We start from the raw sequence: 26,027 nt of genomic DNA on the forward strand, positions 1-26,027 counted from the left end.
CTCAATCGGCCAGCGCCCTCCGCATCGCGTCGTACGCGGGGGTGGGCGCACCGTCGTCGAAGAGCAGGTCGTGCCCCTGCTGCGGGCGGCCGTCGTCGTCAGCGAACCAGTCGTACCGGTCGTCGACCCCCCACGTCGTGTACGAGACGCAGGTCTCCGAACGCAGGCAGGCTGCGAGGACGGTGGCGTACTGCTCGGCCTGGGCGTCCTGACCCTCGTCGTCGGTGACGTCGTTCTCCGAGATGCGGACGAGCAGGCCGGCGTCCTCGAAGGCGTCGAACGTCTCGGCGAGGTCGTCGGCCGAGAGGGCGTCGGTGTCGAGGTCGTACACGTGGGCCTGGAGCCCCACGCCGTCGACGTGCCCACCGGCCGCGTTCGTGTCGAGGGCCAACTGCAGCAGCGCGTCCTGGCGCGGACCCGGCACGTCGGCGCCGTTCTCGTTCACGAACTGCCGGACGTCGGGGTCGGCGTCGTGGACGGCCTGCGAGACGACCACCGGGTAGGTGGGGCCGAAGACCTGGTACCAGACGTTCTGCTGCAGCTCGGTCCCCTGGTCGACGTCGAACGGTTCGTTGACGACGTCGAGCGAGTCGAGCCGGCCGCGGAAGTGCGAGACGACGGTCGTCACGTAGTCGAGCAGGACGTCCGCGCTCGCACGACGGTCCGCCTCGGTGTCGACGGGCAGCTCCTGCATCCAGCGCGGCATCGCCTCGCTGAAGGCGATGGTGTGGCCGTGCACGGCCATGCCCTGGCTCTCGGCGAGGTCGAGGAGGGCGTCGGCCTCGTCGAAGAGGTACTCACCCTGCCGCGGCGAGATCGCCTGGGGTTTCATCGCGTTCTCGACGGTGAGGCCCCCGAAGTCGCCCACGAACTCCCTCGCGTACGCGGGGTCCGAGGCGAGCGGGCCGAGGGCCACGGCCGCGCCGATGACGAAGTCCGGGCGGGAGCGAGCGGCGAGCGCCTGCAGGCCGTCCGAGGATCGGCCCTCGCCTGCCGCCGCGGGGCCTGCGGTCGAGAGTTCCGCCCCTGCCGGCGCGGCGGCGCTGAACGAGTCGACCGCGAAGGAGCCCTCGTCGCTCGACAGTCCCCACCACAGCTCGCCCGAACCGAAGACGTCGCCGAGGGGCATCGAGGCGACCGTCTCTCCGTCGCTGGTCACCTCGAGCAGGTCGCCGGCCCGGCGTACCGAGAGCTCGGCCTCGGGGCCCGAGGTCGTCACGTGCTCGTCCACGACCGGCCGGGGGTCGGTCGCGTCCTCCGGGGCCGACCCGTCGAAGACGGTGATGCCGAGGTCGTCACCGCGGACCGTGAGGTGGACGCCGGCGGGTTCGAGGCGGAACTCGTCGGCGATCACCGGCGGAGCGTCGTAGACGGCGAGGGTGGCGTCGGCGGTCACGTCCGCGAAGGAGGCGCGGACCGTGAAGTCGTCGGGTGCCACCAGGTGCGTCCCCGCGAGGTCGACCGGCGGGTCCGGCTGGCCGCCCGAGCCGTCCTGCCGGACGATGCTCCGCGCGGTCGTGCCCACCCGCAGGCCGTCGTCGTCGGCGACGACCCCCGGCACGTGCCGCCAGTCCTGCTGCAGCAGGTCCACGACCGTGCCCTGCTCCGGTGGTGACGAATGCGTCGAGGTGCAGCCGGTCAACACGAGGAGGACGACGGTCACCAGGCCCCGGCCCCGGCCCCGGCCCCGGGCCCGGGCCCGGCTCCGGCCCAGCCGACGAGTGGTCGGGCCCGCCACGGGCTCGAGGGCGTCAGGGCTCATGCACGACACCGTAGCGTCGAGACGAGACGAGGAGGCGCGGGCCGGCAGACGGCGACGGCCGGGGACGCCACGGGCCGGGACGCGGGACAGCGGCACGCGCGCCACGCGCTTCGCCTCTACTGTTCATCCGGAGGACGAGATCCGCCTCACGAAAGGGGCGTGCGATGAGCGAACGACGTCGGCGAGAACTGGGCGAGTCGGACGAACCCGTCGAGGACGAACTCGACGAGTCGTTCGACGCGACCGTCGAAGAGGGCGCCGAACGACTGCACCGCACCCTCAGGACCACACTCATCACGGGGTTCTTCGGCGGGCTCGAGGTCGGCCTGGGCGTCATGGCGATGCTCGCCGTGTTGACCGAGACGGGCAGCCACCTCCTGGCGGGCCTGGCGTTCAGCGTCGGGTTCCTCGCCCTGCTGCTCGCGCACTCCGAGCTCTTCACCGAGAACTTCCTCCTGCCGATCGCCGCCCTGGCCGCGAAGGAGGGCACGTTCCTCCAACTCGTGAAGCTCTGGGGCGCCACGCTGGTCGCCAACCTCGCCGGCGGGTGGCTCTTCATGTGGCTCGTCGTCCAGGCCTTCCCCGAGTGGCACACGACCCTCGACGAGTCCGCCCACCACTTCGTGGATGCGCCCTTCTCACTGCAGACCGTCGTCCTCGCCGTCCTCGGCGGCAGCACGATCACGCTCATGACCCGCATGCAGCACGGGACGACCTCCGACCCCGCGAAGATCGCCGCCGCCGTCGCCGGGGCGTTCCTGCTGGCCGGTCTCCAGCTGTTCCACTCCATCCTCGACTCGCTCCTGATCTTCGGTGCCATCCACGCGGGGAGCGCCGTCACCTACGCCCAGTGGGCGGGGTGGTTCGGCTACACGCTGCTCTTCAACGTCCTGGGCGGGCTGGTCCTCGTCACGGCCCTCCGGTTGCTCCGCACGAAGGAGCTGGTCGCGAAGGCCCGCCGGGAGAACGACTAGCGCGCCCGCTCTCAGTGCCCGCCGCCGAGGGTGCCCGCGAGGCGGCCGTGCATGGCCTCGCTCGAGGCGTTCATGCCCTCGATGCGGGCGTGCTTGCCGTGGCGTGCGTACTTGGTCGTGACCGCGTCGAGGGCAGCGACGGTCGAGGCGTCCCAGACGTGTGACCCCGAGAGGTCGATGACGACCGCCTCGGGGTCGCCGACGTACTCGAACTGGGTGGTGAGCTCGTTGCTCGAGGCGAAGAACAGGGCGCCCGTGACGGTGTAGCGCGCCTCCTCGGTCCCGTCGGTGGCGGTGCCGACGGTGCGCTCGACGGTCGCGAGGTGGGCGACCCGGCGGGCGAAGACGATCATGGCCGCGACGACCCCGACCACGACGCCGATCGCGAGGTTGTGGGTCGCGACGACGACGACCACGGTCAGGACCATGACGACGGTCTCGCCCAGCGGCATGCGCCGGAGGGTCGAGGGCCGGATGCTGTGCCAGTCGAAGGTGCCGACGCTGACCATGATCATGACGGCCACGAGCGCGGCCATCGGGATGACGGCGACGACGTCGCCGAGGCCGACGACGAGGACCAGGAGGAAGACTCCGGCCATGAACGTCGAGATGCGGGTGCGAGCGCCCGAGGCCTTGACGTTGATCATCGTCTGGCCGATCATCGCGCAGCCGCCCATGCCGCCGAAGAAGCCGGACAGGATGTTCGCCCCTCCTTGGCCGAGCGTCTCACGGGTCTTGCGGGAGCGGGTGTCGGTGATGTCGTCGACCAGCTTCGCGGTCATGAGCGATTCGAGGATGCCCACGAGGGCCATCGCGACGGCGTACGGGGCGATGATCGTGAAGGTCTCCCAGGTGAGCGGCACCGACGGGAGGAACAGGTGCGGGAGGCTGTCGGGCAGCTCGCCCTCGTCACCCACCGTCGGGACGGCGATCGCTGCCACGACGGTCGCGGCGGTGAGGAGGACGATCGCGACGAGTGGCGCCGGCACGACCTTCGACAGTCGCGGCAGGAAGACCATGATCGCGATGCCGATCGCGACGAGCGGGTAGACCACCCAGGGGACGTCGACGAGGTTCGGCAGCTGCGCCGTGAAGATGAGGACGGCGAGGGCGTTGACGAAGCCCACCATGACGCTGCGGGGCACGAAGCGCATGAGCTTGGCGACGCCGACGAGGCCGAAGACCAGCTGGAAGACGCCGGCGAGGATGACGGTGGCGATGAAGTAGTCCAGGCCGTGCTCGCGGGCGACGGGGGCGATGACGAGGGCGATGGCGCCCGTGGCAGCCGTGATCATGGCGGGTCGACCGCCGAGGAACGCGATCGAGACGGCCATCACGAACGACGAGAAGAGGCCGACGCGGGGGTCGACGCCGGCGATGATCGAGAACGAGATCGCCTCGGGGATCAAGGCGAGGGCGACCACGAGGCCGGCGACGACTTCACGGCTGAGCAGCTTGGGGCGTCGGAGGGCGTCGAGGACGGTGGGCCCGGAGTCGTGCGTCGACTGCACGACAGAGGGGGCCTGGGCGGCGATGGGCATGGGGATGCTCCGTTCGAGGGGCGGACGACGGTCCGCGAGGGTGAGGTCTGAGCGCGACGGCGCGCGAGCCGATCACTGAGATCCGGCAGAAGAGGGTGGGCCCGATGGGCGATGCCCCAACCCTACCCTTACGTGAGGGTAGGGTTCAACCTCTGCCGGTTCGACCCGGACCTCCGACGTCGCCCCTCGGGGGCCGTGCGGGCTAGAGCTCGCGGACCAGTTCCGGTATCCGCTCCCGGAACGGGAAGAACCCGCGTGAGGCGTGGGGCCAGGTATCGCCGTCCCACCGTCGACGCAGGGTGACGAGGTCGATGCCCCGTTCGGCGAGGGCCGAGCGTGACGCCGCGAGTCGTTCGGCGACCGGGCCGACCGGGGCGTACGGCGTCACGACCGTGTCGAGCCCCTCGGACACCGCCCAGTCGACGAGGCTCGACGGCAGCGGGTCGGGCAACGTCTGGGCGGGGCGGCCGGTGGAGTCGACGGTCCGTGCTGCCGCATCGGCGACGGCGCCCGTGGTGAAGGCGTGCACCGCGGCGGACGCCCCGAGGGGTGAGCGTCCCGCCGGGTCGGCGCCGACGGCGGTGGCCGCCAGGGCGGAGGCGAGGCCCGGGTGCTCCTCGAGCAGGCTCGCCGCCTCGAGGTCCTCTTCGTGCAGCAGCAGCCCGACTCGTCCACCGACGGTCCCCACGACGTCGTCGGGGTCGATCGCCGCCCTGGGCGGCAACGGTTCTTCGGACAGCGCACGAGCCGTGGTGGCCAGGCCCTCGGGTGCGAAGCGACCGTCGGTGTACCGGGCGATGTTGGCTGCCGACGCGAGGTACGTCTTGCCCTTGGTCTGCAGACCGGCGACCCATCGCCACGAGAGGGTGTTGGAGGCGGCGTCCCCGTCGAGCAGGTGCCGGTAGAAGAAGTCGGCGCCGAGCTGCCAGGGCAGGCCGCGGGTGAAGATCCAGATGCTCGCGAACCACATGCGCGTGTGGTTGTGGAGGTAGCCGGTCTCGACGAGTTCGTGCACCCAGGCGTCCATGGCGGCGATGCCCGTCCGCCCGCTCACGGCGGCCTCGTGGTCGGCAGGGAGGTCACCGGCCAGCAGCGCGTCGACGTCGTGCCGGTACCGCCGCCACACCTCGGGGTTCTGCTCGAGCCAGCCCTTCCAGTAGGTGCGCCAGAACACCTCCTGCACGAACTTCTCCGACGCCCCCGGGCTGTGGTGCGCCAGGACGGTGCCGAGCACCTCCCGCTCGGTCAGGAGGCGGTGGCGGAGGTACGGAGACAGCCCCGAGACGTTCTCGCGGGCGGCCCCGAGGTCGTGGTTGCGGTCACGGGCGTAGGCCGACCCGGCACGGGGGACGAAATCGTGGAAGGCCTCGAGACCGGCCTCTCTGGTGGGGATGAACACGGCTCCATCATGCGCTCCGCGCGCTGGGGGACGACGGCCGCCGTCCACCTGGCGGATCGAGGCCCGCGGGTATAGCTTCCAGAGCAGTCGTCCGGACCACCGACTGTCGGCGAGGCGGCCATGAAGCACATCACGTTCGCAGGGAAGAACTTCCTGGTGGGTGATCGCGTCGCCGACGCCATCCTCGAGTACGCGGCGATGCTCGGCGAGACCCGCTCGGCCGACTCCGTCGACATCACCGCCATCGACGCCGACGGGGACGTCGTGACGGCGACGTTGTTCCTGTCCCCCGGGGTCCCCCTCGTCGCCGAGACGACGAACAACTCCCTCCCCGAACCCGACAACGACGAGACGACCGCCTACATCGAGGCCCGCCTGGCTCAACACGTCGACACCGCACCCGTCCAACCTGCCGACGAAACCGACCCTCGACGCCTCGACATCGACGACTGGTTGGACGACCAGGAGTGACCCTGGCCGCCGTCACGGCGTGTCTCGCGTGGGCGACGAGGTCCGGCGTCGCGTGCAGCGCCGGTGCCACGCGAGCGCGGTCGCCGCGAGCACGACCGCGCCGATCACTGCCACCACCGGCCGACGCCAGAGCACCCCCGCGAGGAACGAGACCGGCACGAACAAGAGGATGTCCGCAGTCGACTCCACCGCGGTGGGAGCGAGGTAGGGCAAGCCCGGATCGCACGTGACCGTCGGGTACGGGGCGCCGTCCGGGTACAGCGTGAGCACCACGACGGCGAGCACCGCCACACGCGAGCGGAACACGTTCGTGGAATGCGTCGCGTCGGTGGGATCAGCGTGGTGAAGACGGCCAGCGCGGCGCGCGCCGCATCGAGGAGGCGACGACCCCTTGTCATCGTGGTGCCTCGCGGGGATGCTGGCACCATGACCGACGTCCGAGCGGCTCTCTCGGCCGCGCTCCGAGAACAGCGCCAGCACGTCGTCGACGCGGTCGACGGTCTCGACGCGGACGGGCTGGTCCGACCCCTCTTGCCGTCCGGCTGGTCTCCCCTCGGCCTGATTCGGCATCTGACCTTCGACGTCGAGACGTTCTGGTTCGAGGGCGTCGTGCTCGGTCGACGGCTGGACCTGCCGAGCGACGACGACGTGTGGCACCCCACGGAGTGGCCCCGGCCCGAGCAGGTGCTCGACGACTACGGGAAGGCCGCCGGCCGGAGCGACGAGACACTGCTGGCGACCGAACTCGACGCTCACCCACCCCGCCGGGCCTTCGAGGCGCATCCGTGGATTCCCGACCGCGACCTGCTCGCCACGACGCTGCACGTCATCACCGAGACGGCGGCCCATGCCGGGCACCTCGACGCGGCACGCGAACTGATCGACGGCCGTCAGCGTCTCGTCCTGACCGAGTTCACGGATCGGCAGGCGCGGCGTCAGAGCCCTCGATGACGGCGAGCACGCGCCGGGGAGATGGACTGCGGACGTGATCAGGGCCTGCGGGCATCATGAGAACCGGTTCGAGTCGAGGGCAGGAGGGCCAGCTGGTGAACGTGACCGTCGAAGTCGACGTCCTGGACCACATGTGCTGCGGCGAGACCATCGAGCGGGGTGATCGGGTCGACCTGGCGTGCACGCGCTGGCAAGACCCTGACGGTCGTGTGCGCGTGTTCGCGACCCACCACGCCTCCCGTGTCGAGACCTGGGTCCGTGGGCGGGTCGTCGACATCGTCTCCGTGGCGGAGGACGGTTCCGCTCGGCCCGTCCTGCGCATCCCGAACGGTCGAGCGCTCCGCGGCCTGGACGAAGACGACGACGGCCACCTCGAAGCACCCTGGACGGGTGAGCTGGTCCAGAACCGAGGCCGAACCTTCGTCGTCACCGTGAGACGGTAGGCGACTCCGTCCCCCGACACCGTCCACCACCTCGGACACGGGCCTCACCGGCCTGGCCGCATGCTCGCTGCCTGGGCTGCGGCGATCACGCTCGTGGTCGTCTCAGCAGTCCTCGCCCGTCGGGGCCCCTCGGTGATCTGACGGGCACCTCTCGGATCACCGGCCGGGCAGGGCGCCGAGCGCTCGCGATCGTGCCGCGAGGAGGTCGGCGTAGGTGCCGTCACGTTCGGCCCAGCGCAGCCGCTGTGCGGCCTGGACGACGACCTCGTCCGGGGTCGGGTCCTGGCTCAGGAGGTCGACGACCTCGTCGAGGTAGGCGTCGAGCGGGAGGGCCGCCGGGTTGACCTTCTCCTGGCCGGCCGTCGCGACGGCCGGCGGGACGAGTTCGCTCACGTCGACGCCCGTGCCGGCGAGCTGGGCCCGGAGCGACTCGGTGTACGCGTGGACGCCCGCCTTCGACGCGCCGTAGGACGGCATCAGAGGGAACGGCAGGAAGGCGATGCCCGACGAGACCGTGACGACGTGTCCGCCCCCGCGACCGATGAGGTGCGGGGTGAACGCGTCCACGACGCGGATCGTGCCGAGCAGGTTGACGGCGACGGTCGTCTCGGCGGCGGCGAAGTGGGCGGGGTCGCGGAGGTCCTCCTGGAGCAGGACGCCGGACATGGTGACCACCGTGTCGAGGCCGGGATGCGCCTCCAGGACCTCGTCCCTGGCCCGGATGACGGATGCGGCGTCGGTGACGTCGATGCGGACGGTCTCGAGGTCGTCGACCTTGCCGGTGTCGCGGCCGCCGACGACGACGGTGCTGCCGGCGGCGGCGAAGCGCCGGGCGAGGCCGAGGCCGATGCCGGAGGTGCCGCCGACGACGAGGACGGTGCGGTGGGTGATGTCCATGGTGTCTCTTCCTGTTCGGTTCGGGTACGAGACGACCCTCGCCCCTGCCGGTCCGGACAGGCAGAGCCCGGCTGATCCGGGGAGTGACGGGACCCCCGCTCCATCGACGGCCACTGGGTATCGTCGGGCCCATGGACCCTGACACCCGGGCGAACGCCCTCGGCGAGTACCTGCAGGCCAGGCGCGCCCTCGTCTCGCCCGAGCGAGTGGGCCTGCCGGCCGGGACGCGTCGCCGGGTGCCGGGGCTCCGCCGCGAGGAGGTCGCCCTGCTCGCGGGCATCAGCGCCGACTACTACCTTCGGCTCGAACGCGGCCGCGACGACAACCCCTCCTCGCAGGTGCTCGACGCGCTGGCCCGCGTGCTGCAGCTGGACGACGTCGAGACGGCCTGGCTCCGCGACCTCACGACGCCACGCCCTCGCGCCAGGCGCGCCCGGACGGCCGAGCGCGTGCCCGAGCGGCTGCACCACCTCCTCGCCGCCCTCGACGTCCCGGCGTTCGTCGAGGGTCGGCACTTCGACGTCCTCGCCTCGAACGACGCCGCGGTGGCGTTGTCGCCGCGGTTGGTCGTCGGCGAGAACCGCCTGCGGTCGCTGCTGCTCGACCCGGAGGAGCGCTCGTTCCACCGAGACTGGGAGGCGGCGGTGGAGTCGTTCGTCGGAGTCGCCCGCCGAACCCTCGGTCACGACGCGGCCGACCCCCGCGCGGTCGAACTCGTCGGCGAGCTGTCGCTGGCCAGCGCCCGTTTCCGGACCCTCTGGGCTCGACACGACGTCCGGGCTCTCGAAGGGGGCACCGTGACGATCGACCACCCACGGGTCGGCCCGCTCGAGCTGCACCGTGAGAAGCTGCCCGTCGGTGAGGTCGTCCTGGTGATCTACTACCCCGACGCCCACGGCGACAGCGCCGACGCGCTCCGCCTCCTCACGACCTGGGACGCCGGGACGCCGACGTCCGCCGTCGACGCGCGCAGCTAGCGACCCGGCACGCGCCTCTCGACGGGCCTCCTCGGCGGACCCCTCGGCGCGGGCCGCGAAAGCTGCAGCCTCCGCACCGATCGCCGGTAGGGTCGCCTCGTCCGCGACAGCACGAGGAGGTGCCGATGGCTCGTCCCGCCTGGGTCACGAGCGTGCGCCGCCGCCCGGCGGGCGCCGCCTCCCTCGTCGTGCTCTCGGCCCTGGCCGTGCTGATCTCGGTGCTCGCGCCGATGCTGCTCCGGGCCGTGCAGCAGCAGGGCCTCGCCGAGGCGACCGCCCTCTCGCACGTCGACGACCTGAGCCTCGTCGTCGTCTCGGACCTCTACGGCGACTCGACCCTCGTGGGCGTGTCGAACGCGCGCGACATCGTCGAGTCGGTCGACGCGGGCCCCGTGTGGCGTGCCCCCGTCGTGGCGGCGGAGTCGGCCGCCGACGTGCTCTGGACGTCGGCGGACGACGGGGACGTGACGGGCGGCGCCCGGGTCGCGAGCCTCCTCCGCGACGACTGCGGCGACACCGTGCTCGACGAGGGCGTCTGCCCCGCCGCGAGCGACCAGGTGATGGTGTCGTCCGCCGTCGACGGAGTGGCCGTCGGCGACGTCCTCGTGGTCGTCACGGACGGCGACCGGGTCGAGCTCACCGTCAGCGGGCGCTACGACCCGACGCAGGCCGACGGCCGGTTCTTCGCCGCGCCCTCACGCGCCGTCCGGGTCGACGTCCCGAGCGCCGACGACCTCGTGGTGACGTCGGACGGCTTCGACGCCCTGCTGCTGAACGCCAAGGTCTACGCCGCCCTGGTCCCGTCACGGCCGCTCGCCCTCGACGACGTCGCCCGGGCACGCGCCGACGCCGACGCGCTCGAGGACGCGACGCTCGGCGACGACGGCGCGGCCGCCAGGGCCCAGCTGCGCACGGGGCTGTTCGGCGTGCTCGGCGCCGTCGATCGTCAGGCCGACGCGGCCGCCGTCATCGCCGCGGCGACGGCCCTGCAGGCCCTCGCGCTCGCCTGGTTCGCGGTCGCGCTCGTCGTCCAGCGTCTCGCACGCGTCCGTTCGGCCGAGTGGGGCCTCGCGCGGTTGCGCGGCCTGACGCGGGGCCGCTGGCTCGCCACCGTCTTCACCGAGCCCGCCCTGGCCGTCGTGCTCGGCGCCGTGCTCGGGGCGCTGGCCGGCTGGGGCTCGGCCGCCGTCGCGGCCCGGGCCTGGCTGGGCGACGAGGTGCGCGTGGAGCCGACCAGCCCTCTCGTCGTGGGCGCCGCCTCCCTGGCGCTCGTGGGGTCGCTCGCCGCCCTGGGCGTGGCGAGCCTGCGCTCGGCGCGGGTGCCCCTCGACCAGCTCCTCGGGGGGTCGGCCGACCCGAGGCGGCTCGGGCGGCTCGGCCTCGTCGTGCAGGCCGGCCTCGCGCTCGTCACCGTGACCGTGCTCGTCGCGCTCGTCACGCAAGGCGAGGCCACCGGCCCGGGCATCGCGCTGCTCGCGCCCAGCCTGGTCGCTGTGCTCGTCGGCGTCGGTGCCCTTCGGCTCGTGGCACTGCTCGCGGACCGATCGGCCCGTCGACCGCCCCGCTCGCTCGGCGCGCTGCTCGTCACCCGACGGCTCGGCCGGACGCCGTCGGTGCTCACCGCGGCCGTGCTCGTCTGCCTCGGCGTGGCCGTGACGGGGTGGGCCGGCCAGGTCGCCGTGACGGCCGACCGGCTGCAGGTCGACCGGGCCCGGGCCTCCGTCGGGGCCTCCACCGTGCTGAGCGTGGGCGTCCGCGACGACGTGGACTTCGTCGACGCGGTCCGCGCCGCGGACCCGGACGGCCACCGGGCGATGGCCGTCGACGTGCTCCGCCGCGGCGAGGGCGTCGGCCGCATCGTCGCCGTCGACACCGGACGCCTCGGCGCCGTGTCGGCCTGGTCGGCCGGCTGGAGCTCCGCCGGCAGTCCGGGCCGCCTGGCCGAGCTGCTCGCCCCGCCGGTCGGCGACTCGTTCGTGTTGACCGGCTCGAGTCTGTCGCTCGACGTCGCCGACGTGGCGACGATCGCGCCGAAGGGCCTCACCGTCGAGGGGTTCCCGACCGACCTCGCCGACGTGTCGCTCCGCGTGGTGGTGCAGGCGGCCGACGGCTGGCACACGGTCGACCTCGGCGACCCCCGAGACGGCACGCTGACGAGCGTGCCGGGCCGGTTCCCGTGCGAGGCCGGCTGCCGGGTCGTCTGGCTCGGCCTCACCAGCTCTCGCGCGACGACCCCGACCTTCGGCGTCTCGCTCACCGTGACCGGCATCTCGACCGATCAGGAGGCGCCGGCCGACACCGCGGACTGGCTCGCCACCGACCGGTGGCGCGACCGCGTCGGCGAGGCCGTCGACCCCACCCGTCCGGCGACGACGGTGATCACCGACGCGCTCGACCGTGGCGGCGCGGTGCCCGGGCTGGCCTTGGCGTTCCTCGACCAGCAGGGCGGCAACACGGCGTCGATCGCGCCGCTCGACGCGCCCGAGCCGCTGCCGGTCGTCGTCGCCGACGGCACCGCGACGACCCCGTTCGCCGGAGTGGAGGGCGGCCTGGTCGGCATCGCCCCCGACCTGACGTCTCGCCTGCTCGCGCAGGTGGACGACGCCCGCATCCTGCCGCGCATCGGCGGCGCGGGCGTCCTCGTCGACCTGCCCCTGCTCGACCGCGTGAGCGACCCCGGCGCGTCCGAGGCCGAGCACGAGGTGTGGCTCGCGCCGATGACGACCGCCGAGGAGGCGCGGGTCGTCTCGGCCCTGTCCGACCAGGGCGTCGAGGTGGTCGGCACCAGGACACTGCAGCAGGTGACGGACGGCTACCGGCACGCGTCGCCGACCCGCGCCTCCTCGTTGGCCCTCGTCGTGGGAGCCGCCGCCCTGCTGCTGACGCTCGCCGCGACCGTGGCCGCCCGCGTCGTGTCGGCACCGTCGCGCCGGGGCGACCGGGCGGCGCTCGAGTCGGCCGGGGTGCCGCATCGGCGGCTGCGGCGTGCGGCGGCGCTCGAGGTGTTCCTGCCGCCCGCGGTCGGGACGGTGCTCGGCGGGGCGGCCGGGCTCGTCGCGTACCTGCTGACGGTGTCACGGCTGCCGCTCGTCGTCGGGTCGGGGCGGACGCCGCCGCCCGACCTCGTGCCGTCGTGGGGGCCGCTCGTGCTGCTCGTCGTCGGCACGCTGGCGCTCGTCGCGGGCGTGGCCGGGGTCGCCGGGCGGGTCGAGGTCGGCCGCGTCACGGCACAGGCGGAGCGCGGGGGCCCGGCTGGTCGGACCGCGCGCGACGCGGCCGTCGAGCGGGCCGGGTTCGGGCACGAGCACGGACACGGATACGGACACGGACACGAGCACGAGCACGAGCACAAGCACGACGAGAGGGCACCCCGATGAACGACGACCTCGCCCTGCTCTGCCGCGGCCTCGTGCACGTCTACCGCGAGGCCGGGACGGACGTGGCCGCCCTGCGCGGCGTCGACCTCGTCGTGCCCGCCGGGCAGCGCGTCGCCGTGCTCGGCCCGTCGGGCTCGGGCAAGTCGACCCTGCTCTCGATCGTCGCCGGCGTCACCCGGCCGTCGGCCGGCAGGGCCGAGGTGTTCGGGACCGATCTCGCGACGGCCCGCCCGAGCACGATCGCCCGACTGCGGCGCGGCACGTTGGGTCTGATGATGCAGGGCGCACCGGCCAACCTCCTCCTGCACGACGACGCCGTGGGCAACGTCGCGTGGGCCGTCGGCAGCCGGGAGCGCGACGACCTGCGCATCGGACGCCGGGTGCTGCGCGCGGCCGGGCTCGTCGGCGACAGGCGGCCCGTCGGGCAGCTCACGCCGACCGAACAGCAGGTGGTCGCCCTCGCCGTCGCCCTCGCGCCGCGTCCCCGGCTGCTGCTCGCCGACGAGCCCACGAGCAGGCTCGGGCCCGAGGCCCGCGACGCCCTGCTCGACCTGCTCGTCGAGACGACCGACGAGGCCGGCACCGCCGTGCTCGTCGTCTCGCACGACGACGCCGTCGCCGCCCGGATGCAGCGCATGGTGCACCTGCGCGACGGACGCGTCGGCGAGGAGGCGACCGCCGAGGGACGCTGGTCGGTCGTCGGCACGGACGGCTCGCTGCAGCTGCCGCAGGAGCTGCGCGCCGAGTGGTCGGACGGGGCCCTCGTCTCGGTCGAGGAGGTGGCGCCCGGCGAGCTGCGCGTGCGACGGGTCGACGCGGGCTCCGGGGTCGAGGCCGGCACGGGCTCCGGGGTCGGAGCCGGCGGCGAGAGCCCGACCGGGGACGGGGCGCGATCGTGAGCGATTCCACTGCGGAACGCCCTCCCGGGCCTCCAGCCGAGGAGGCGCCGGTCGGCTCCCCTGCGCTCCGTCTCGTCGGTCTCGTCGTGCGTCGCCCCGACGGCTCGCCCTCGGCCCCGATCGACCTCGACGTGTCCCGCGGTGGAGCGGTCGTGCTGCTCGGCGACCCCGACGGCGTGCCGTCCGCGGTCCTGCGCGTCGTGGCCGGGCTCGACGTGCCCGTGGCGGGCAGGGTCGTGTTCGGCGACCGCGCCGACGTCGGCCTCGTGACGCGGCAGCACGACCTGCTGGGCTCGCTCACGGCGGCCGAGAACGTCGCCCTGCCGCTGCTGGCCCGCTCCCCCGGCGCGCTCGGGTCGTGGACCGAGATCGAGGGGTTGCTCGGTGACCTCGGCGTGCCCGAGGCGAGCTGGCACAACCTGCTCGAGCAGCTCTCGGGCGGACAGCAGCAGCGCGTCGCGGTGGCGCGAGCACTGGTCACGCGACCCGCCGTGCTCTGCCTCGACGACCCCACGAGCGAGCTCGACCCGGGCAGCGCTGCCGTCGTCGGGGCCGTCGTCGACGCCGCCCGCCGCGACGGCTCGGCGGTGATCGGCGCGGGCTCGTTCCCTGCCCTCGAGCGGGCCGACGTCGTCGGCGTCACCGTGGGCTGAGACGGAACACGCCCAGGGCCCGGCGATCAGGGTGACGAGGACGAACGCCAGGAAGACCTCCGCGAATCCGCCGCGACCAGACGCGGGCGGAGGCTAGCCACTTCCCCGCAGCTCCGGGCGCGCCCTGCTGACCCTCGTCTACCGGGACACCTCTGACGCCCGGGGTCGAGGCCGCACGCCGTTCAACGAATCACACCGTTCACGATCGGCTCCGACGGCTCGGCGCACCGCTCCAGCGTCGGCGTCTATGCTCCATGCACGCGGACTTCCTCCGCTGGAGCAGGGCACGACCGGCCACTTCGGATCATCGAATTCAGGAGTCCCCCGTGGCCGCCCACCGTGAACGACGCCTGCTGCACGCCATCGTCCGCCTGGCGGGCAACGCGACCGGTCCTACGGACCGCGACGACCGCCTCCAGGTCCTGGTCGACGAGTCCGTCGCGCTCTTCGACGCCCACGCCGCGGGCCTGATGCTCTTCGGGCGGTCAGGCGACCTGCAGGTCGCCGCGTCGACCGGACACCACGCCGGCCTGCTCGAGCTGCTGCAGGTCGAGACAGGTGAGGGGCCGTGCCTCGAGGCGGCCCGGACCGGCGAGGTCGTGGCCGTGCCCGACGTGGCCGCGGCGGTGGACCGCTGGCCGCACTTCAGCCGCGTCGCGGTCGACGCCGGCTACGCCTCGGTGCACTCGGTGCCCCTGCGCCTGCGCGACGAGGTCATCGGGTCGCTGAACCTGTTCGGCGAGACCGCCGGGACGCTCGCCCCCGAGGACCTGGCCTCGGCGCGGGCGCTGGCCGACATCGCCACCATCGGCATCCTGCAGCAGCGCGTGCTCGACGACGGGGCGAGCACCCGAGCGCAGTTGCAGGCGGCACTCGACAGTCGCACCGTGATCGAGCAGGCCAAGGGCTGGCTCGCGAACCGCGACGACGTCGACACCGACGTGGCCTTCGGCCTGCTGCGCGATCACGCGCGCCGCAACCGCCTGCCCCTGACCGAGGTCGCCCTCGGCGTGCTGGCGGGACGCATCAGCCTGCGGTCGGCGGCCACGGACGAGACGTGAGGCCCGCCGGGGCCTGCCGACCTCGAGCCCGACCGCCTGGCGGGCTCGGATCGACGACGGCCCGAACACGAGGTGAGCGAGGGTGACGCGGTCACGGGCGTGCTCCGGCCGCTCGGGTCAGGCCAGTCGGAGCACGAGACCGCCGAGGGCTGCGACGCCCACGACCGCCCAAGCGGGTGCCCGCCAGGCCGTCAGCAGCACGAAGCAGACGAGGGCGAGGCAGAAGGGCCCCGGGCTGACGACCTCGGTCGTGGCGACGAGGTCGAACAGCGCGGCCGTCAACAGCCCGACCACGGCGGCGTTCGCCCCGCGCATCGCGGCTCGCACGCCGACGCGCGACCCGACGACGTTCCAGAACGGCGCGACGCCGATCAGCAACAGGAACCCGGGCGTGAAGATCGCGAGAGTGGCCAGGAACGACCCGAGCGCGCCTCCGGGGCCGAGGTCGGTGACGGCACCGAGGTAGCTCGCGACCGTGAACAGGGGCCCGGGCACGGCCTGCGCCAGGCCGTAACCCGTGAGGAATGCCTCGTCGCTCACGTACCCGGGCTCGACGAGGCCCGTGTGCAGCAGCGGCAACACCACGTGGCCCCCGCCGAGCACGAGGGCTCCCGCTCGGTAGAAGACGTCGACGAGCGCCACCGCCTCCGACCCCGTGGCTCGGCTCAGGAGGGGAAGGCCGACGAGCAGCGTGGCGAAGGCGGCGAGGCAGGCGACCCCGACTCCCCGCCGTACCGGGAACCGCAGCGGCTCGTGCCGTTCGGCGGCGGCAGGGCGCGAGAAGGCCAGCCCCGCCAGGGCCCCGAGTGCGATGGCCGACAGCTGACCGACCGCTCCCGGCAGGCCGAGCGTCAGCACGACGGCGCCGACCGCCACGGAGGCGCGGACCGCGTCGGGTGCCAGCGACCGTGCCAGCCCGGTCACCGCGTGCGCGACCACCGCGACCGCTCCGATGCCGAGACCCGCGATCAGGGAGCCGCCGACGGGCCCGTCGACACGGCCCACCCCGACCGCGAGGACGAAGAGGAGCAGCGCCGACGGCAGCGTGAAGGCGACGAACGCCACGAGGGCCCCGATCGGGCCGGCGCGCACGAGGCCGAGCGCGAGACCGACCTGACTCGACGCCGGCCCGGGCAGGAACTGCGCGAGGGCGACGAGGTCGCCGTAGGCACGGTCGCCGAGCCAGCGCCGGCGCTCGACCACCGCCGAGCGGAAGTAGCCGAGGTGCGCCACCGGTCCCCCGAACGACGTCAGGCCGAGAACGCCGAAGGTCCGGGCCACCTCACCGACACGTGCGAGGCCCACTGGAGCACTGCGAGCCGAGCTCATGCGTCGACCGAGTCCCCGCCGAGCTAGGACTTCTCGGCCTTGCGCGCCTTCTTGGCGAGCCGGTCCCGCTCTCGGACGAGAGAGTCGACCGTGCCCGCGTCGAGGACGTCGATGAACGGGTTGACCTGGCCGGTGCGTTCCTCCACCACCGCGGTGTACGCCGCCGTGGCCCCGCGGAGCTCGACGGCGGCTCGTGCCACCTTCTTCGGCGGCACCGGCTTCAGGCCCGACAACTGAGCGTGCTTCTCGATGGCCCGGATGAGATCCCGTGCGGCCGTGTCGATCTTCTTCGTCATGCGCACTTGATACCCCGGCCAGGTGAACAACGCGAACACGCAGGGAGACGAGCACCCCAGATGATCCGGGGCCCGGTGGTCGATTTCCCGTCGAAGAATCGGAGAGCTCGTGGTCGCCTCAGCGGTGGTCGCCCGTCGAGGCCCGTCGGCGACCGGGAGGGGTTGCCGACGGAGCCCCGGCCCAGCCAGTCGACGAACCCTCAGAGGTCACGGCGGGGTAACGAAGTCGATGCGTTCCAATCCTTTTCGGGGACGGTGGCGAACCCTGTACATCCCCACCGGGACCAACGACAAGGAGCACCACCATGAACGCCTTCACCCGCAAGAACGTCACCAAGGCCACGCTGGGCCTGGTCGCCTCGGGCGCCCTCGTCTTCAGCCTCGCCGCGTGCTCGATGGACTCCGGTTCGTCGACCGACACCTCGTCCTCGTCCGCGTCGGCCTCCTCCGAGCCCAGCGCCGAGGCCACCCCCCTGGCCTCGATCGCGGACCTCAGCAACGGTGTCGACACCCAGGTCACCGTCGACGCATCCTTCGTCGAAGCCCTCACGTCGCTGGGTCTCACCCCCGGTGTCGTCGGCTCGGCCACGTTCGACTCGGCCACGGGCACGTTCGCGTTCCCGATCACCGGCGGCAACGTCGACTACTACGACCCCAACGGCGACGTCCGACCCTACGTCCAGGGCGAGATCGACCACGACGGCTCCGGCCTGTCGCTGACCGCCGGTGACACCGTCGTCGAACTGACCGACTTCCGCATCGACCCGGGCGAGAGCAAGCTCTACGGCACCGTCACCGCCAACGGCCAGGTCGCCGCCGAAGACGCCTACCTGTTCAACCTCTGGGGCGGCACCCTCAAGCCCATCCAGATGGAAGGCACCAACGCCGTCCTCGAGGGCACCACCGTCCACATCAGCCCCGACGCCGCAGCCCTGCTGAACCAGACCTTCAACACCGACGCCGTCCAGGACGAGATGCTCGTCGGCGTCGCGAAGATCACCGCCGCCACGGAGTAGCACCCGACCGGGTCGTCTCCGTGACGACGCACCAGCCCTCATCTCCGCCTCGAGGGCTGGTGATCCCGGTGGGCCCCCTCCTGCACCCGTGCAGGAGGGGGTTTTCCTCTGCCTGAACAGGCCTACCGACAGACGAACGGACCACCTCTGTGTCGCACCTCACGTCATCCACGACGCCCACCATGCTCCTGGGGCAGCTCCCGATCCACGCTGGCGCAGCACCCGTCGAGGTGCACCTGCCGCGATCTCGCTTCCCGGTCGCGATCAGCTTCGAGTCGCCGGACACCTGGGCCATCGCCGAGAGGATCGGCGAGCAACTCGTCAGCCACGGACGCCTCGCCTACCGCACCGGTCGTTTCGTCGTCCGCACGGCGGCCGGGACGACCCGCTACGGGCACTCGTGGCAAGGTGCCGTCACCCAACACCTCCTGCGCCGCGGCTGAGGACCGCCGCAGACGAAACGTGCGCCCCGTTCTGGGGTCGTCACGTCCGTTCGAGACGCATAGAGTCCACGGGGTGTCGTCGTGGCACACGACCCCGACCACCGAGCCACCCGGACTGGACGTCATGCCTCTCGCACCCGCTCCGCCCTGGGGCGTCGAACGCTCCGACGACGACCTCCTCGTCCTCGTCGCCGAAGGCAACCAGCAAGCCTTCGCGCTCTTCTACGACAGCACGGCTGCGCGGGTCCTGGGGCTGGTCCGGCGCATCCTGGTCGACCCGGCGCAGTCCGAGGAGGTCACGCAAGAGATCTTCCTCGAAGCGTGGCAGACCGCCGCTCGCTTCGACCCCGCGCGGGGCAAGGCGTCGTCGTGGCTGCTCACGATGGCGCACCGCCGCGCCGTCGACCGGGTGCGCGCCTCCCAGTCCGCACGTGACCGCGACCTCGCGGTCGGTGCCAGGGAGTTCGACGACGCACGGGACGACGTGGCGGAGATCGCCGAGACGCGGGTCGAGCACGAGCGGGTGACGAGGGCCATGCGCACCCTGACCGACCTGCAGCAGCAGGCCCTCGAGCTGGTGTACTTCGGCGGGCTGAGCCACAGCGAGGCTGCCCGCGAGGCCGGCGTCGCCATCGGGACGATGAAGACTCGCGTCCGCGACGCCCTGATCACCCTCCGACGCGTGATCGCCGAAGCCGAAGCGGCCTGACCGACCGAAGGCATCCGGTCACGTCGACGCCGCGGAACCCGCTTCCGAGCCGAGCATCCGAGAGATCAGAGCACAGTGGTGAGATGACCCGGCAGCCCGTGACCATCATCTTCGACGTCAACGAGACCCTCTCGGACCTCAGCCCCGTGGCCGACGCGTTCGAGCACCTCGGGGCGGGCCGAGAGCTGGCCGCGACATGGTTCGCCTGTGTCCTCCGAGACGGTTTCGCCCTCACGACGGCCGGCAGCGATGCCTCGTTCCACGACATCGCCTCGGACGACGCCCGCGACCTGCTCACGGCGTGGCTACCGCCCGTGGACCTCGACAGGGGTGTGGAGACCGTCATGACCGCGTTCGCCCACGTGCCACCGCATCCCGACGTCGCCGACGGGCTGCGGGCGCTCCACACGGCTGGGCACCGCTTGTTCACCCTGTCCAACGGCCCCACCGCCACAGCCGAGAGGCTGCTCGACGAAGCCGGCGCCCGAGACACCATCGAGCAGCTGCTGACGGTCGACGGCCACACGCCCTGGAAACCCGCCCGATCCGCGTACCTGGACGCCCGCGAACGCATCGGAGGCGCTGGTCCCGTCTACCTCGCCGCCGTCCACCCGTGGGACGTCCACGGTGCAGCCGGCGCCGGTCTCTCCACGATCTGGATCAACCGATCCGGACGGGACCACCCCGCCCACTTCTCACCACCCACCCTCACCGTGTCCGGCGTCGACGAGATCGCCAGCCACTTCTGACGCCGACGGCCAGGCGCCTCCATCCGTTCCAGAGGGGCGTTGCCCGCCCCTGTCGGGCACATGTGGTACCAATGTCGGAGTTCTCCTTCCGCGGTGGCCCGTGTATCGTGCTCATCACTGAGGTAAAAGGCGTCGCGCTCTGCGACGCACCCGCACGCGGCATCGAACGAGTCGCCACTTCTTCCCTCGAAGGAGTGCGTCCCGTGCCGCCCAGCCCCTCTCTCACCCGCCCTCGCCTGAGTGCCGGCGACGCGCCTCCTCGGTTGTCCGACGCGTGGATCGCCCTGACCGGGTTGTCCGCGGTGTTCCTGTTCGAAATGCTCGACACCTCGGTGCTGAACGTCGCCCTGCCGACGATCGGCCGCGAGCTGGGCTCGTCGACGACCGGCCTGCAGTGGGTGTCGGGCGCCTACGCGGTCGCCTTCGGCGGACTCATGCTGCTGTTCGGCGCCGTCGCCGACCGGGTGGGGCGCCGCCGCGTCATGCTCGCGGGCCTCGCGCTGCTGGCCGTGGCGAGCCTCGCCACCGTGGCGGTCACGACGACCGAGCAGCTCGTCACCGTCCGCGTGCTGACGGGCGTCGCCGCCGCGATGACCACCCCAGGGTCGATGGCGTTGGCGTTCCGGCTGTTCGACGACGAGGGCCTTCGCGTCCGGGCCCTCACGGTCATCTCGACCGCGGGGCTCGTCGGCCTCGCCGTCGGCCCGACCGTCGGCGGGTTCGTGCTCGCCGTCGCGCCGTGGCAGGTGCTGCTGCTGGCCGACGTGCCGATCGCGGTGCTGGCGTTCGTCGGCATCCGGTGCGGCGTCGCCCGGGACGACGCCGCCGGGCTGCGGGCGGACCCCGTCGACGTGGGCGGCGCGCTGCTGGGCACCGCGACCGTGACCGGACTGCTCGTGACGCCGACCGTCCTCGTCGAGCCGGCCACCGCCTCCTCGTGGGGGTGGGCCGCCGTCGGACTGACCGTCGCATGCGGGGTCGGGTTCGTCGTGCGCCTGCGGACGGCGCGGCACCCGGTGGTCGACCTGCACCTGCTCGCCCGCCCCCTGGTGTCGAGCGGCCTCGCGTTCAAGGCCGCGTCGGGCCTCGCCGTCGCCGGGCTGTCGTACCTCGTGACGCTGCAGCTGCAGTTCGCCTGGGGCTGGCCGCCGGCCATCGCCGCCGTCGGAACGCTGCCGCAGGTCGTCGTGCTGCTGGCCGGGGGTCGCCTCGTGGGGCCGTTCGTACAGCGGGTCGGCCTCGGCCGGGCGGCGTGGGTCAGCGCGGCCGCGGTCGTGTCGGGCCTTGCGGTGTTCGGCGCCCTGAGCCGTCACGGGTACGTCTGGGTGCTCGTCGCTCTCGTGCTCGTCGCCGCCGGCATGCGCGTGGTCGGCGTCGTGGCCGGAGCCTCCGTGCTCACGGGCCTCCCCGCCGACCGCACCTCGGTCGGCGCGGCCCTCGTCGACACCTCGAGCGAGCTCGCGGGCGGGGCCGCCGTCGCCGCCGCGGGCACGGTCGTCGCGGCGTTCGTCACCGGCAGCATCACGACCACCCCGTGGACGGCCGCCCGGCTCGCGCGCTTCGAGGACGCCCTCACGGTCGCCGGGCTCGGCCTCGCCGCCGTCGCCGCCGTGCTCGTCGTGGTCGGGATGCTCCGCGCACGAACCGCCGCACCTGCACCCTCGACCACTCTCACCCCCACCACCCAGGAGTCCTCTCGTGCCTGACACCACTGCCCTGCCCCGCCCGCCGTTCGACCCCGAGTTCGCGCCCTTCGTCGAGGCGATGGACGCCCACGGCCGCTTCCGCCTCGAGACCGCGATGCTGCCGCAGATGCGACAGCTGGACATGACGGAGGCGCAGCTCGACGAAGGACTGCGCGCCCGCGGTCTCGAGAGGCGCAGCATCACCGTGCCCGGGCACCTCGGCGACCCGATCGACCTCGCGGTGGTCCAGCGCATCGGGCGCACCGGGACGGCCGCCTGTGCCTACGCGATCCACGGCGGCGGCATGATGTTCGGCCACCACCTCGGCAACCTCGACTCGTACGACGACTGGTTGCTCGTGCACGACGTCGTCCTCGTCAGCCCCGACTACCGGCTCGCCCCGGAGCACCCCGACCCGTACCCGGTCGAGGACTGCTACGCCGGCCTCGTCTGGGTCGCCGGGCACGCCGACGAGCTCGGCGTCGACCCCGAGCGGATCGTCCTGGTCGGCCAGAGCGCCGGGGCAGGGCTCGCCGCGGGCACGGCGCTCCTCGCCCGCGACCGACAGGGGCCGGCCGTCGCCGGGCAGGTGCTCGTCAGCCCCATGCTCGACGACCGCGACGCGACGCTCTCGGCCCGACAGTTCGACGGGGTGGGTGTCGCCGACCGTGAGATGACCCGGTTCGGCTGGGACGCCTACCTCGGCGACCGTCGCGGCGGTGACGAGATGTCGATCTACGCGGCCCCCGGCCGCGCGACCGACCTGGCCGGCCTGCCGCCGGCGTACGTCGACTGCGGCAGCGCCGAGGTGTTCCGCGACGAGACCGTCGCCTACGCCAGCGCGCTCTGGGCGGCCGGCGTGCAGGCGGAGCTGCACGTGTGGCCGGGGGCGTTCCACGGGTCGGCGAGCATGATGCCGGGAGCGACCCTGTCGCGCCGGGCCGTCACCGCCCTACGCGACTGGACCGGGCGCCTCCTCGACCCCACACCCTGACGGCATCCCGGGGGCGGGCATCTGAGGTCGCCCCGAGGTCATCGCGTCTTGGCTGAGGGAGGCGAGGGCGGCCAGGACGACCATGTTCCCGTAGACGTAGGCGCTGATCCGGGCCGCCGCGTCCTCAGGACTGAGAACAGCTCCGGTCCGAACGTCCCGCAGCGCCGGGGGTGTCGCGCCCCGCGGAACGGTCGGCAGTTCAGGAGTCATGTCCGGGCCGCCACGCGTCAGGACGACGAGTCGCTGCCGGTCGAGCCGGAGTCGTCGGTGGACGTGTCGTCGTCCGTGGCGGGAGGCGTCGCGCTGTCAGGAGCGGTGCCCATGTCGGGCGGCCCGCCGTTGCCGAAGTCCGGGCGCGTGCCGTTGCGATCGAAGCCGCCCTGCTCGGTGCCGCTGCTGTTGCCGCGGAAGACAGTCGTGCCGAGGGCGATGCCGGCACCTCCTCCGACGAGGAGTCCGACCACCAGGGCCGCGGCGCTGACGATGGCCAGCACTCGGCGGGAGAACGACCTCGTGGGTGCGACGGCGGGTGCGGCAGCCGGTCCGGCAGCCGTCGCGGTGGTGGGCGCGGTCGAGGCGTCGACGGGCGGAACGGCCGGCGGGAACGGTGCGGCGTTCTGCGGCTGGTTGGGATCGTGGTTCGTCATGGGTTCGCTTTCTCCTTCAGGTGCCGGTGCGGTGGGGGCTCGTTCGCCCCGGGTGGGAAGGCCACAGGTCGTGAGCTGGTGGCCTTCCCGTGGGGTGTGGCGGCTAGTTGCCGTCGGGGCCGCCACCGGCGGGAGCGCCACCGCCACCGCCCATGCCGGTCGCTGCCTGCTGCTCGACGCTGTTCGCGTAGTCGTTGCTCGGGTCGCGGTAGATGGTGTGCACGTGGCCCCAACCCGAGGTCACGACGCCGTCGATGTCGGCACCGGCGGAGCCGTCCTGGGCCTGGAACCCGACGTAGACGTTCGGGCCCGAGATGGAGAAGTTGATGCCGTCGCCCTGGGTCATGTCGTAGGTCGTCTCGCCGGACCACGCGATCACGGTGTCGTCGACGGTCGCCTCGATCTCGGCACGGGTGGTCGCGGCGCTCTCCTCGTCGGCCATGCCCGACCAGTTCGCGATGAGGTCGAGCAGCAGCTCGCGCTGCTCGTCGGTGAGGTCGGCTCCCAACAGGCCGGCACCGGTGGTGAACTCGCAGGTGTCACCGGGGGCGCACATCGTCACCTCGCCCGAGGTCAGGATCTCCTGCTGTTCGGCAGTCAGGGAGTCGTAGAACGCGAACGCGTCGGTGTAGATCCCGTCGAACGCCTGCACCTCGGTGCCGTCCTCGGTGGTCCAGTCAGCCGGCTGCACGCCGAGGTGCGTCGGGGCGAAGGTGATCGCGTCGGCGGTCCCGTCGAGGGTGGCGTTGATGCCGAGGTGGTGTCCGCCGAACTGGACCTCGTAGGCGCTGGTGTCGGAAGCGTCACCGAAGAAGGCGATGTAGTACTGACCCAGGGTGGCGACGTCGCTGCTGCTGTTGTCAGCGAGGTACTGGTCGCTGGCGATGATGTTCGACACGGTCTCGTACGCGTCGTCGCTCAGCAGCGCCTCCATCACCTGGAGGGCGGCGACCTGCTGCTCCTCGGTGAGGTCCGCGACGTCGAGTCCGGCTCGGTCGACGAACGTCGTGGGGAAGTTCGACCACGAGGTCGTCTTCGTCTCGTCGTCGTAGTCGTACGTGACGGCTTCGCGCTGCTCGTCGGAGAGCGTGGCCAGGAACGCGGTGATCGCCTCGGTGGTGTTCGTGATGGTGTCGGCGGTCGTGTTCGAGTCGGACTCGGTGACCTCGGTCGCTGCCTGTGCGACAGTCACGTCGCCGGTGGCGCTGGTCGAGGTCGACGTCCCGGTCGTGGCCGAGGAAGAGCTGGTGGTGCCGGCGGCGCAGCCACTCAGCATGAGACCTCCCACGAGGAACAGGCTCGTTCCGAGGAGGACCTGGCGGCGGCGCGGGCGCTTGTTCGTGTCCGTGGTCTTCGTCATGGGGCCAAGCTAAGGAGTCCGGCTTGGTCGATCCGATGGGACCTCTATGAGCCGGCGATGAGAGCTGGATCGGCTTCACGTGTCGTGGAGCCGCCCGATGGACGATCCCCTATCGCGACTCTGAGGACCGGCATCGGCGCAACTGCCCGTGCTGTACCTAGGCTGCCAACATGGAAGAGCACTCGCCGACGGAGCATGACGACGTCGGCGGCACTCGCCCCGAAGCGACCAGATGTGTTCCGACGGGCCCGTCCGAACCTTTCATCCTCATCGGGTACTGGGCCGAGCAGGGCAAATTCGACAGCAACTACCCAGACCCACATGACCTCGTCGACCATGACCAACCTCGAGATGAACGATTTGCCGTAGTCGACTACCTCACTCGCGGTCTGGTAGCCCGGGCTTACACGGGCCGGTCGAGGTGTCGCATATGCGGCGATCCCAAGAACGGGAACCTCGAGCTCACGGACGGTACCTTCCTCTGGCCCGATGGCCTGGCCCACTACGTCCGAAACCACGACGTCCGACTTCCCACAGCATTCGTCGAGCACATCCTCCAGCAGGACGACCATCTATCGAGTCGGAGGGATGACCGTGGCCAGTGGTGGGGGCGCAACGCCCATCTCGTCGGCCTACGCGAAGTCTTTCCAGCCGATGAAGAAGACGACCCCGACAACCAACCTCAACGCCCTGACACCCCCGCCTAGTCAGCTCTGTGACCGGCAGCCCAGCCCACTGCGACGACTCGAGGCCGTGCGCTGAACGATCGTCTATCGGGTACCGCGTCGCTGGTGGACGCGGAGTTCTCCTTCGTGGAGTACTCGTTGTTCAGTGCCCGAGCAGCATGTTGTTGCGGGACCGGATCTGTTCGTCGGTAGCGGGGAAGTAGCTGCTGACGCCGAAGTGTTCGGCGTTGTGCTGGATTTCCTCGACTGTCGGCTGGAGTGCGCGTTCGTACTCGACGAACGCCTGCTTGACGTCGCCGTCAGCAGCTCGGAAGGCGTCGTGAAGGGCAGTGGCGCCGATGATGGCGAGCGATCCACCCATGCCCGCGGCAGGTGATGCGCAGTAGCCGGCGTCGCCAACGAGCGCGATGCGTCCGGACGTCCACGCCGGCATCTTGATCTGACTGAGCTTGTCGAAGTAGAAGGTGTCGACGTTGACCGCTTCGTCGACGTGGCCTGAGAACGGTGCGCCAGCCTGCAGCAGATGCTCGCGAAGGATGCGCTTTTGCTGGTCGACGTCGTGGTGGTCGTAAGGAATTTCCTGCTCGGATCGGAAGCCGAGCACGAGGTCGGTCGTGGTGTCGTAGGAGTTCACCAGCATCGTCACGCCGGGCGCGTTGGTGATCTGGGTCGTCTGCCGGTCGATGACGAGGTGGTCGAGGGTGGCGA

The 26,027-nt window shown here is 72.2% G+C and carries 25 protein-coding genes and 1 pseudogene; 15 read left to right on the forward strand and 11 right to left on the reverse strand.

Annotated features, from left to right (window positions below; translation table 11 throughout):
• Position 1 precedes the first annotated feature (1 nt).
• Entirely contained in the window at positions 2-1,762 is a 1,761-nt protein-coding gene (locus ITJ55_RS06890; protein WP_194594630.1) for an endo-1,4-beta-xylanase, read from the reverse strand.
• Between the two features lie 164 nt (positions 1,763-1,926).
• On the opposite strand from ITJ55_RS06890, the gene ITJ55_RS06895 reads away from it, so the two are divergent.
• Positions 1,927-2,736 carry a formate/nitrite transporter family protein gene (locus ITJ55_RS06895; RefSeq protein ID WP_194594631.1) on the forward strand — a complete coding sequence of 270 codons (810 nt, stop codon included), beginning with the start codon at positions 1,927-1,929 and terminating at the stop codon, positions 2,734-2,736.
• Positions 2,737-2,747: 11 nt separating this feature from the next.
• Here ITJ55_RS06895 and ITJ55_RS06900 read toward each other — a convergent pair whose 3' ends face one another.
• Both ITJ55_RS06900 and ITJ55_RS06905 read right to left on the reverse strand, forming a co-directional pair.
• Positions 2,748-4,277 (reverse strand): SulP family inorganic anion transporter, encoded by a 1,530-nt coding sequence (locus tag ITJ55_RS06900; RefSeq protein WP_194594632.1) that lies wholly within the window; start codon positions 4,275-4,277, stop codon positions 2,748-2,750.
• Between the two features lie 202 nt (positions 4,278-4,479).
• Positions 4,480-5,676 (reverse strand): FAD-binding domain-containing protein, encoded by a 1,197-nt coding sequence (locus tag ITJ55_RS06905; RefSeq protein ID WP_194594633.1) that lies wholly within the window; start codon positions 5,674-5,676, stop codon positions 4,480-4,482.
• 120 nt (positions 5,677-5,796) lie between these two features.
• On the opposite strand from ITJ55_RS06905, the gene ITJ55_RS06910 reads away from it, so the two are divergent.
• A complete protein-coding gene (locus tag ITJ55_RS06910) occupies positions 5,797-6,147 on the forward strand; it encodes a hypothetical protein (RefSeq protein WP_194594634.1) in 351 nt (116 codons plus the stop codon).
• 12 nt (positions 6,148-6,159) lie between these two features.
• Here the strand turns inward: ITJ55_RS06910 and ITJ55_RS06915 are convergent, their stop codons facing one another.
• Complete coding sequence (locus tag ITJ55_RS06915) at positions 6,160-6,453, reverse strand: hypothetical protein (protein WP_194594635.1); 294 nt, start codon at positions 6,451-6,453, stop codon at positions 6,160-6,162.
• Between the two features lie 120 nt (positions 6,454-6,573).
• On the opposite strand from ITJ55_RS06915, the gene ITJ55_RS06920 reads away from it, so the two are divergent.
• Together ITJ55_RS06920 and ITJ55_RS06925 are read left to right on the forward strand one after the other, a co-directional pair.
• On the forward strand, positions 6,574-7,098 hold the full coding sequence (locus tag ITJ55_RS06920; protein WP_194594636.1) for a DUF664 domain-containing protein: 525 nt from the start codon (positions 6,574-6,576) through the stop codon (positions 7,096-7,098).
• A gap of 101 nt (positions 7,099-7,199) precedes the next feature.
• Positions 7,200-7,541 (forward strand): hypothetical protein, encoded by a 342-nt coding sequence (locus ITJ55_RS06925; RefSeq protein WP_228497576.1) that lies wholly within the window; start codon positions 7,200-7,202, stop codon positions 7,539-7,541.
• Between the two features lie 156 nt (positions 7,542-7,697).
• Here the strand turns inward: ITJ55_RS06925 and ITJ55_RS06930 are convergent, their stop codons facing one another.
• Positions 7,698-8,438 carry an SDR family oxidoreductase gene (locus ITJ55_RS06930; protein ID WP_194594638.1) on the reverse strand — a complete coding sequence of 247 codons (741 nt, stop codon included), beginning with the start codon at positions 8,436-8,438 and terminating at the stop codon, positions 7,698-7,700.
• 131 nt (positions 8,439-8,569) lie between these two features.
• Between ITJ55_RS06930 and ITJ55_RS06935 the strand changes: the two genes are divergently transcribed.
• From ITJ55_RS06935 to ITJ55_RS06955, 5 genes are all read left to right on the forward strand, one after another.
• Positions 8,570-9,415, forward strand: coding sequence for a helix-turn-helix domain-containing protein (locus tag ITJ55_RS06935; RefSeq protein ID WP_194594639.1), 846 nt, complete (start codon positions 8,570-8,572; stop codon positions 9,413-9,415).
• 125 nt (positions 9,416-9,540) lie between these two features.
• Positions 9,541-12,792 (forward strand): ABC transporter permease, encoded by a 3,252-nt coding sequence (locus ITJ55_RS06940; protein ID WP_194594640.1) that lies wholly within the window; start codon positions 9,541-9,543, stop codon positions 12,790-12,792.
• A complete protein-coding gene (locus ITJ55_RS06945; RefSeq protein ID WP_194594641.1) occupies positions 12,789-13,691 on the forward strand; it encodes an ABC transporter ATP-binding protein in 903 nt (300 codons plus the stop codon). The genes ITJ55_RS06940 and ITJ55_RS06945 overlap by 4 nt, the downstream gene beginning before the upstream one ends.
• Before the next feature lie 86 nt (positions 13,692-13,777).
• Positions 13,778-14,344, forward strand: coding sequence for an ATP-binding cassette domain-containing protein (locus ITJ55_RS06950; RefSeq protein WP_194594642.1), 567 nt, complete (start codon positions 13,778-13,780; stop codon positions 14,342-14,344).
• A 326-nt stretch (positions 14,345-14,670) separates the two neighbouring features.
• A complete protein-coding gene (locus ITJ55_RS06955; RefSeq protein WP_194594643.1) occupies positions 14,671-15,405 on the forward strand; it encodes a GAF and ANTAR domain-containing protein in 735 nt (244 codons plus the stop codon).
• Positions 15,406-15,522: 117 nt separating this feature from the next.
• On the opposite strand, the gene chrA is transcribed toward ITJ55_RS06955, so the two are convergent.
• Both chrA and ITJ55_RS06965 read right to left on the reverse strand, forming a co-directional pair.
• Complete coding sequence (chrA, locus tag ITJ55_RS06960) at positions 15,523-16,734, reverse strand: chromate efflux transporter (protein WP_194594644.1); 1,212 nt, start codon at positions 16,732-16,734, stop codon at positions 15,523-15,525.
• Positions 16,735-16,757: 23 nt separating this feature from the next.
• Complete coding sequence (locus tag ITJ55_RS06965) at positions 16,758-17,030, reverse strand: hypothetical protein (RefSeq protein WP_157490098.1); 273 nt, start codon at positions 17,028-17,030, stop codon at positions 16,758-16,760.
• Positions 17,031-17,335: 305 nt separating this feature from the next.
• Between ITJ55_RS06965 and ITJ55_RS06970 the strand changes: the two genes are divergently transcribed.
• The 6 genes from ITJ55_RS06970 (at position 17,336) to ITJ55_RS06995 (ending at position 22,626) form a co-directional block, all read left to right on the forward strand.
• A complete protein-coding gene (locus tag ITJ55_RS06970; RefSeq protein WP_194594645.1) occupies positions 17,336-18,046 on the forward strand; it encodes a hypothetical protein in 711 nt (236 codons plus the stop codon).
• A gap of 182 nt (positions 18,047-18,228) precedes the next feature.
• Positions 18,229-18,489 carry a hypothetical protein gene (locus ITJ55_RS06975; protein WP_056261605.1) on the forward strand — a complete coding sequence of 87 codons (261 nt, stop codon included), beginning with the start codon at positions 18,229-18,231 and terminating at the stop codon, positions 18,487-18,489.
• 124 nt (positions 18,490-18,613) lie between these two features.
• Positions 18,614-19,198: an ECF RNA polymerase sigma factor SigK gene (sigK, locus tag ITJ55_RS06980; protein WP_194594646.1), complete on the forward strand. Its 585-nt coding sequence runs from the start codon at positions 18,614-18,616 to the stop codon at positions 19,196-19,198.
• An 83-nt stretch (positions 19,199-19,281) separates the two neighbouring features.
• Positions 19,282-19,947: a haloacid dehalogenase type II gene (locus tag ITJ55_RS06985; RefSeq protein ID WP_194594647.1), complete on the forward strand. Its 666-nt coding sequence runs from the start codon at positions 19,282-19,284 to the stop codon at positions 19,945-19,947.
• 203 nt (positions 19,948-20,150) lie between these two features.
• Entirely contained in the window at positions 20,151-21,653 is a 1,503-nt protein-coding gene (locus ITJ55_RS06990) for an MFS transporter (protein ID WP_370544057.1), read from the forward strand.
• A complete protein-coding gene (locus tag ITJ55_RS06995; RefSeq protein ID WP_194594648.1) occupies positions 21,646-22,626 on the forward strand; it encodes an alpha/beta hydrolase in 981 nt (326 codons plus the stop codon). The genes ITJ55_RS06990 and ITJ55_RS06995 overlap by 8 nt, the downstream gene beginning before the upstream one ends.
• A gap of 227 nt (positions 22,627-22,853) precedes the next feature.
• On the opposite strand, the gene ITJ55_RS07000 is transcribed toward ITJ55_RS06995, so the two are convergent.
• From ITJ55_RS07000 to ITJ55_RS07015, 4 genes and pseudogenes are all read right to left on the reverse strand, one after another.
• Positions 22,854-23,273 carry a hypothetical protein gene (locus ITJ55_RS07000; protein ID WP_194594649.1) on the reverse strand — a complete coding sequence of 140 codons (420 nt, stop codon included), beginning with the start codon at positions 23,271-23,273 and terminating at the stop codon, positions 22,854-22,856.
• Between the two features lie 103 nt (positions 23,274-23,376).
• Positions 23,377-24,633 carry a DUF3500 domain-containing protein gene (locus ITJ55_RS07005; protein ID WP_194594650.1) on the reverse strand — a complete coding sequence of 419 codons (1,257 nt, stop codon included), beginning with the start codon at positions 24,631-24,633 and terminating at the stop codon, positions 23,377-23,379.
• Positions 24,634-24,677: 44 nt separating this feature from the next.
• Positions 24,678-25,205 carry a hypothetical protein gene (locus ITJ55_RS07010; protein ID WP_194594651.1) on the reverse strand — a complete coding sequence of 176 codons (528 nt, stop codon included), beginning with the start codon at positions 25,203-25,205 and terminating at the stop codon, positions 24,678-24,680.
• Between the two features lie 256 nt (positions 25,206-25,461).
• Positions 25,462-26,027, reverse strand: a pseudogene (locus ITJ55_RS07015) (hypothetical protein); the annotation flags it as partial.

The organism is Frigoribacterium sp. VKM Ac-1396 (genome assembly GCF_015350895.1).
Lineage (GTDB): Bacteria > Actinomycetota > Actinomycetes > Actinomycetales > Microbacteriaceae > Frigoribacterium.

Bases quoted from the DNA above. Each gene is read 5' to 3' on its own strand.
- ITJ55_RS06890 (WP_194594630.1), bottom strand. From the start codon at position 1,762: ATGAGCCCTGACGCCCTCGAGCCCGTGGCGGGCCCGACCACTCGTCGG.
- ITJ55_RS06895 (WP_194594631.1), top strand. From the start codon at position 1,927: ATGAGCGAACGACGTCGGCGAGAACTGGGCGAGTCGGACGAACCCGTC.
- ITJ55_RS06900 (WP_194594632.1), bottom strand. From the start codon at position 4,277: ATGCCCATCGCCGCCCAGGCCCCCTCTGTCGTGCAGTCGACGCACGAC.
- ITJ55_RS06910 (WP_194594634.1), top strand. From the start codon at position 5,797: ATGAAGCACATCACGTTCGCAGGGAAGAACTTCCTGGTGGGTGATCGC.
- ITJ55_RS06920 (WP_194594636.1), top strand. From the start codon at position 6,574: ATGACCGACGTCCGAGCGGCTCTCTCGGCCGCGCTCCGAGAACAGCGC.
- ITJ55_RS06930 (WP_194594638.1), bottom strand. From the start codon at position 8,438: ATGGACATCACCCACCGCACCGTCCTCGTCGTCGGCGGCACCTCCGGC.
- ITJ55_RS06935 (WP_194594639.1), top strand. From the start codon at position 8,570: ATGGACCCTGACACCCGGGCGAACGCCCTCGGCGAGTACCTGCAGGCC.
- ITJ55_RS06940 (WP_194594640.1), top strand. From the start codon at position 9,541: ATGGCTCGTCCCGCCTGGGTCACGAGCGTGCGCCGCCGCCCGGCGGGC.
- ITJ55_RS06945 (WP_194594641.1), top strand. From the start codon at position 12,789: ATGAACGACGACCTCGCCCTGCTCTGCCGCGGCCTCGTGCACGTCTAC.
- chrA (WP_194594644.1), bottom strand. From the start codon at position 16,734: ATGAGCTCGGCTCGCAGTGCTCCAGTGGGCCTCGCACGTGTCGGTGAG.
- ITJ55_RS06965 (WP_157490098.1), bottom strand. From the start codon at position 17,030: ATGACGAAGAAGATCGACACGGCCGCACGGGATCTCATCCGGGCCATC.
- ITJ55_RS06970 (WP_194594645.1), top strand. From the start codon at position 17,336: ATGAACGCCTTCACCCGCAAGAACGTCACCAAGGCCACGCTGGGCCTG.
- ITJ55_RS06975 (WP_056261605.1), top strand. From the start codon at position 18,229: ATGCTCCTGGGGCAGCTCCCGATCCACGCTGGCGCAGCACCCGTCGAG.
- sigK (WP_194594646.1), top strand. From the start codon at position 18,614: ATGCCTCTCGCACCCGCTCCGCCCTGGGGCGTCGAACGCTCCGACGAC.
- ITJ55_RS06985 (WP_194594647.1), top strand. From the start codon at position 19,282: ATGACCCGGCAGCCCGTGACCATCATCTTCGACGTCAACGAGACCCTC.
- ITJ55_RS07000 (WP_194594649.1), bottom strand. From the start codon at position 23,273: ATGACGAACCACGATCCCAACCAGCCGCAGAACGCCGCACCGTTCCCG.
- ITJ55_RS07005 (WP_194594650.1), bottom strand. From the start codon at position 24,633: ATGACGAAGACCACGGACACGAACAAGCGCCCGCGCCGCCGCCAGGTC.
- ITJ55_RS07010 (WP_194594651.1), bottom strand. From the start codon at position 25,205: ATGGTCGTCCTGCTGGAGGATGTGCTCGACGAATGCTGTGGGAAGTCG.